The organism is Nocardia farcinica (genome assembly GCF_029867845.1).
Classification (GTDB): Bacteria; Actinomycetota; Actinomycetes; order Mycobacteriales; family Mycobacteriaceae; genus Nocardia; species Nocardia farcinica_A.
In genome coordinates this window covers 1-4,419 of the sequence record NZ_JARWRU010000070.1, presented here as the reverse complement: position 1 = coordinate 4,419, position 4,419 = coordinate 1, and the positions used below count along the sequence as shown (strand labels likewise).

The 4,419-nt window shown below is 72.8% G+C and carries 4 protein-coding genes; 1 reads left to right on the top strand and 3 read right to left on the bottom strand.

Going from position 1 to position 4,419, the window contains the following annotated elements; all coding sequences use genetic code 11:
* Positions 1 to 145, bottom strand: a 145-nt coding sequence (locus QH283_RS01185; protein ID WP_280501166.1) for an SDR family NAD(P)-dependent oxidoreductase, incomplete at its 3' end; no start/stop codon positions are given.
* A 347-nt stretch (positions 146 to 492) separates the two neighbouring features.
* Here QH283_RS01185 and QH283_RS01180 point away from each other — a divergent pair.
* On the top strand, positions 493 to 1,893 hold the full coding sequence (locus QH283_RS01180) for a glutamate decarboxylase (protein WP_280501165.1): 1,401 nt from the start codon (positions 493 to 495) through the stop codon (positions 1,891 to 1,893).
* 14 nt (positions 1,894 to 1,907) lie between these two features.
* Here the strand turns inward: QH283_RS01180 and QH283_RS01175 are convergent, their stop codons facing one another.
* A complete protein-coding gene (locus QH283_RS01175) occupies positions 1,908 to 3,353 on the bottom strand; it encodes an amidohydrolase family protein (protein WP_280501164.1) in 1,446 nt (481 codons plus the stop codon).
* A gap of 91 nt (positions 3,354 to 3,444) precedes the next feature.
* Positions 3,445 to 4,419, bottom strand: a 975-nt coding sequence (locus tag QH283_RS01170; RefSeq protein WP_280501163.1) for a CoA transferase, incomplete at its 5' end; no start/stop codon positions are given.

Below are 4,419 nucleotides of genomic sequence, written 5' to 3'. Positions count from 1 at the left end.
GCTCGACGACCGGCTTGCCCGCCTGCTCGTCGAGATCGAGCACCGCGACCGCGAATCCGTCCCGCGCCAGCCGGGTGGCGACGGCGGCGCCGATACCGCGGGCGGCGCCGGTGACGATGGCGACCCTGGAGGCGTTCTGGCTCATGGAGTTTGTCCTTTCGTAGAGCGTCCTCTGCTCATCATTGCCATATCTCACGATCGGTCCCCGCATCGGGGGTTCCACCGAATCCGTCGCTGACATGCTCAGATCGCAATATCTCCATAACGGCACTATTCACTGACATGCCCGCCGCTGCCGTCGGGCAACGCGTCCCTCGGACCAATGGCAACTGGTTGGCAACACTCCTCGTCAGCGCCCCCGGCCGCCGCCCGGCCGGCGGTACTGTCTCGGATCAGTGGTGCGGAGCGCGCCCGGTCCCCCACCGGTCGCCGGGTGCACGGTCGGAGCGCCCCCGTCACCCGGGCCGGTAGCCGAGCAGACCAGGAGTCGCCATGCCGTTGTCGCACCCTTCCCACCATCAGGACCAGCCGGGCAATGCCGAGGTGTCGGTCAATCCGATCTTCGCCAGGGAACCGGTGACCATCCCCCGCAACCGGATGCCCGACGGCGAACTCGACACCAGCATCGCCTGCCAGGTGGTGCACGACGAGTTGATGCTCGACGGCAACGCCAGGCTCAACCTGGCCACCTTCGTCACCACGTGGATGGAGCCGACCGCCCAGCTGCTCATGGCCGAGTGCGCCGACAAGAACATGATCGACAAGGACGAGTACCCGCGCACCGCCGACCTCGAGCAGCGGTGTGTGCGCATGCTCGCCGACCTGTGGCACGCGGCCGATCCCGAGCACGCGCCCGGCTGCTCCACCACCGGTTCCAGCGAGGCGGGGATGCTCGCCGGGCTGGCGATGAAGCGCCGCTGGCAGCACCGCAGGCGTGCGAACGGGTTGCCCACCGACCGGCCCAACATCGTCATGGGCGCGAATGTGCAGGTGTGCTGGGAGAAGTTCGCCAACTACTGGGACGTCGAGGCCAGGCTGGTGCCGATGGAGGGCGAGCGCTACCACCTGACCGCCGAGTCCGCGCTGCCGCACTGCGACGAGAACACCATCGGGGTGGTGGCGGTGCTCGGCTCCACCTTCGACGGCAGCTACGAGCCGGTGGCCGACATCTGCGCCGCCCTCGACGACCTCCAGCAACGCACCGGCCTGGACATCCCCGTGCACGTCGACGGCGCATCGGGCGCCATGATCGCCCCCTTCTGCGACCCCGATCTGGCCTGGGACTTCCAGCTGCCCCGGGTGGTCTCCATCAACACCTCCGGCCACAAGTACGGCCTGGTGTATCCCGGCGTCGGCTGGGTGGTGTGGCGCGATGTCGAGGCCCTGCCCGACGACCTGGTGTTCCGCGTCAACTACCTCGGTGGCGAGATGCCGACCTTCGCCCTGAACTTCTCCCGCCCCGGCGCCCAGGTGGTGGCCCAGTACTACAACTTCCTGCGGCTCGGCCGCAACGGCTACACCCGCATCCAGCAGTACTGCCGGGACGTCGCCACCGAACTCGCCGAGGGCATCGCCGCGCTCGGGCCGTTCCGGCTGCTGACCGACGGCAGTGAACTGCCCGTCTTCGCGTTCACTCTCGCCGAGGGCGAGACGGGCTTTTCGGTGTTCGACGTGTCGGCGGCGCTGCGGGAGCAGGGGTGGCTGGTTCCTGCCTACACCTTCCCGGAGAACCGCCAGGATCTGGCGGCGCTGCGGATCGTGGTGCGCAACGGCTTCAGTCACGACCTGGCCGGACTGCTGCTGGCGGCGATCGAGCGGGTGATCCCCCGATTGCGGGCGCAGGAGCGGCCGCAGCACGGGGCGGACTCGGCGAACTTCGCGCACGGGACGTAGCGGCGCTCCGGCCGTCAGCGCCGGTGGTGGATGTCGCCGCGGATCATGGTGGCGCGCACCGGATCGGCGTCGGCGCGGACCGCTTCGCCGAGGGGGCGGTCGAGGAGCACGAGGTCGGCGGGTGCGCCCGGCCGGATCGTTCGTGCGGGGCCGCCCGGGTCGCCGGGCGAGGCGAGATAGGCGCGCAGGGCCTGAGTGACGGTGAGTCGCTCGGCCGGGCCGAGGGTTTCGCCGGTGGGGGTGCGCCGGGTGGTGGCGGCGGCGATCACCGTCCACGGGTTCAGCGGGCCGTAGGGGGCGTCGCTGGAGAGGGCCAAGGGGATGCCTGCGTCGAGCAGCGAGCGGCATCGATAGAGATCGGGCAGGTCGTCGGGGTCGACCCGGCGGCGGTAGTCGTCGCCGCGGACGGCGAGGAAGCCGGGTTGGGTGACGACCGCCTGCCCCTGGGCGCGCAGGGTGCCGACGGAGTCCCCGGGGATCAGGGCGCCGTGTTCGATGCGGTCGCCCGGGAGGGTGCCGACCTCGTCGAAGACGGCGAGCAGGAGCAGCAGGGCGACCCGGCTCACGCAGTGCACGGCCACCGGGCGGCGGCGGGCGTGGGCTCGGCGGACGAGGGCGCTCAGGTGGCCGAAATCCATTGGGCCGGAATCGGCGACGACGATCTTGTAGGGGCCGGTGGTGACCGTGTCGGGGAAGCCTCGGCCGTTCGGGCCGCCCTCGGGCGCATCGGCCGGGCCGGACACGGGTGTGCCGGATTCCTCGTCCAGGGGTACGCCGAGCAGGTGCAGGCGCTGCGGGAGGCTGCCCGCCAGGTGGGCGTCCAGCAGCGCCGACAGGGAGGTGGGTGACAGGTCGGGGGTGGCGTCGGTGACGCCGGTGATGCCGAAACGGGTGAGTTCCGCGGCGACCGAGGACAGTGCGGGTGGTGCGGTGCGGGGCAGCCGGTCGCGCAGCCAGGCGTCGGCGCGCCACAGGCGGCCGGTCGGGCGGCCGGTGTCGTCGCGTTCGACGCCGGGATGGTCGGCGCTGTCCAGCCGAACTCGTTCGCAGGCGGTCGAGTTGAGAATCCAGAGGGCGCCGCTGCGGTGCTGCAGGCGAACCGGTCGGTGGGCGTGCAGGCGGTCGAGGGCGGCGGCGTCGAGCAGGCCGGCCACGGTCTCGACGTAGCCCACTCCCCTGATCCAGTCCGATCCCGGCGCGGCGGTCAGGGCGGCGGCGAGATCACCGGCCGTGTGGACGTGCGGCGGGCCGCAGGACACCGAACCGGCATGGGCGGCGAGGGCGTGCAGGTGCAGGTGGTGGTCGTGCAGGCCGGGGAGCAGGGGTGCGCCGTGGCCGTCGATCACCTCGGCGGAACCCGCCCGCAGACCGGCGCCGACGGCTGTCACGTGACCACCCGAGACCGCGACATCGACTCGGCCGCACGGTAGTCCGACATCGCGGAACAGATGGTCCGTCATCGGAGCGCACACCCCGCGGGCAGAGGTCGGCGCGCACGGCAGCGGGTGCGAGCGGCAGGCCGCGAGGCGGGAACGGGCGCGAGCGGATCGTTCATCGCGATATCCCCAGTTCGGCGAGCACCGCTTCGGTGTCCCGACCGGGTTCGGCCACCACTCCGCGCGGGCGCCGCGGCCGCGGGTCGGCGATGGCGGCCGGGCCGGTGGCGGTCTCGACCGTCCATCGCGCGCCGTCGCGAGGCACCTGCGGCGCAGGGCCTTCCGCGGGCTCCAGGGTGGCCGCGACGACGTCGGTCATGGAGACGTCCCACAGCATTCCCGCTCCCCCGGCCGGGGTCGACATGGCCAGGGCGGCGGCGGTCAGCCCGGTGAGCGGGTCGGCGATGGCGTCGCCGACGAACATCGGACCGTCGGCGTCGTGGGCGAGCAGACCGGCGGAGGCGGCGATGTCGTCGCCGAAGCCGATCCGGTTCGAGGCGCGCCCCGCGGCGGTGATGGAGATCCAGGTGGCGCCGGCGGCGACGAAATCTTCGGCTTCCAAGCCGAATCCGCGCAGTGCCCGGGGGCGGGAGGCCTCGATGACGATGTCCGCCGCGCCGGCCAGCGCGTGCATGGCCGCGCGATCGCCGGGCACGGCGGGGTCGAATCGCACGGCCGAGTGGCCGCCGTGCAGCAGGCGGTAGAAGCCGGGGTGGCCGCGCCGTGCGCCGTCGGGACGCGACGGAGTCTCGACCTTGACGATCCGGGCGCCCGCGAGGCCGAGCAGGTGTGCGCACAGGGGGCCTGCCCACAGGGCGCTGAAGTCGACCACCAGCAGCCCGGCGACGGGGCGCGGCGCGAGCGGGACGGGCACGGCGGATGCCCGCGGGGTGGTGACCGGCCAGGCGGCGATGCCGAGCAGCTCGGCGCGTTCGGCCAGCTCCGCGCCGGTGTGTCCGGCGAGCCAGGCCGCGACGGCGGGCCAGGGATCGTCGTCGGCGAGGTCGGCGTAGGCCAGCGCGGCCAGCAGCGGCGGGTCGTCGGGCCGGGCACAGGACACCGCGGCCCAGCCGTCGGCGGTGGGCAGCAG